Annotated in this window: 2 protein-coding genes; both read left to right on the forward strand. The window is 23.5% G+C overall.

From position 1 onward, the window contains the following. Nucleotides 1-79 precede the first annotated feature (79 nt). On the forward strand, nucleotides 80-361 hold the full coding sequence (locus ABNK64_RS11020) for a hypothetical protein (protein WP_349764422.1): 282 nt from the start codon (nucleotides 80-82) through the stop codon (nucleotides 359-361). A 167-nt stretch (nucleotides 362-528) separates the two neighbouring features. Further along, complete coding sequence (locus tag ABNK64_RS11025; protein ID WP_349764423.1) at nucleotides 529-1485, forward strand: LysO family transporter; 957 nt, start codon at nucleotides 529-531, stop codon at nucleotides 1483-1485. Nucleotides 1486-1583: the final 98 nt, after the last annotated feature.

Here is a 1583-nt window from a genome sequence, read left to right on the forward strand (position 1 = left end):
ATAATATAAAACTAAAAATATAATCAATTGGAAAGGAGGAGTATGGTATAAGTTTTATATTTATATCATACAAGGAACAATGGAAAAATTAAAAATGTTTGAAGATTCTGAAATGAATAAATATATAAAAATTGATGTTGAATTAGAGCAAGGATTATTAGCTTTTTTCTCTGATAAAGAAAAAAAGTTATTTATATTAGATACAGATTCTAAGGATTACAGAGGAAAAGAATATAGTAATAAAGTAGAATTAAAAGATATAAAAACACAAGAGAGTAAATCTTATGGAATTGTACAAACTATAACAAGAGAAAAATTAGATTTATTAAATAAAGTATTTGAATATTTTGATAATTTATAATTTTCAAAAAATGTTGATTTTATAATTAAATTGTGCTATTATTAAATTAAAGGAGGTATAATAGAATAATTTAAAAAATAGAAAAACTGTTCTTACATTTCTTATTATACAATGAGTTTTTCTTCCTTGAGAAATACAAGTTAAGTATTATTTTATAGGAGGACAAAATGACCATTCTACCATTTGTTTGTTTGTTCATAGGAATTATATTTGGAATATTAGTAAAAAATAAGAATTTTGTTAAATATTCTGAAAAAATATCAACAATAGCTCTTTCCCTTTTGATGTTAGTAATTGGCTTAGGAATAGGAATAGATAAAACTATTATGAATAATTTATTGAAAATCGGAATAAATTGCATAATAATATCTTTTTTAGCAATTACTTTCAGTGTTATATTTACTGTGATATGCGAAAAAACTGTATTACCGTTAAAAGAAATCGAAAAAGAACTTGAAAACCAAAATATTATTTTCGAAAAAATAAATAATAACATTGATATCGATGAAGAAAAAAAAGAAGACAATCTTGTTTGGATTATGCCAATAAGTTTAATGTTAGGACTTTTTACAGGTTTTTTATTGCAAGATAAAGTTAGAAGTAATATTATTGATTTTTCTTTTACTGTTTTTTTAACAATAATATATATATGTGTAGGAATTTCTCAAGGTTCAGATAAAGCAGTGTTAGTTTATCTAAAAAAATTAGGATTTAGAATGATTTGGTTATCTTTAGCTATTCTTTTAGGAAGTATGATAGGAGGAATTATTGCAGGTAAAATTTTAAATATACCTTTAAAAATTTCCTTAATATCAGCAAGCGGAATGAGCTATTATAGTTTAACTGGAGCTTTTATGGTTAAAACTTTTGGTTTGGAAATAGGAACATATGGCTTTATAGTTAATATAATGAGAGAGGTTTTAACTATTTTATTTATGCCATTTTTAATTAAAATAAGTGTAGGTAGCCCTATAGCAGGAGGGGCTGCTGGTAATATGGATACAATGTTAATGCCAGTAACTAAATTTGTTGGTTCAAAATTAGGAATGGTAACACTATTAACTGGAACGATACTAACATTTATAGTTCCATTTTTACTTCCAATATTAGCATCTATTTTATAATATTTTTTTACTATCATTAATAGGAGACCAACTATGAATTGTCAAGCAAATTTTAAAAAATAAATTCAAATATTTTTCTTTAAATTTTGGCGTACTTT

This window comes from Fusobacterium sp. SYSU M8D902, from assembly GCF_040199715.1.
Classification (GTDB): domain Bacteria; phylum Fusobacteriota; class Fusobacteriia; order Fusobacteriales; family Fusobacteriaceae; genus Fusobacterium_A.

Bases quoted from the DNA above. Each gene is read 5' to 3' on its own strand.
- ABNK64_RS11020 (WP_349764422.1), top strand. From the start codon at position 80: ATGGAAAAATTAAAAATGTTTGAAGATTCTGAAATGAATAAATATATA.
- ABNK64_RS11025 (WP_349764423.1), top strand. From the start codon at position 529: ATGACCATTCTACCATTTGTTTGTTTGTTCATAGGAATTATATTTGGA.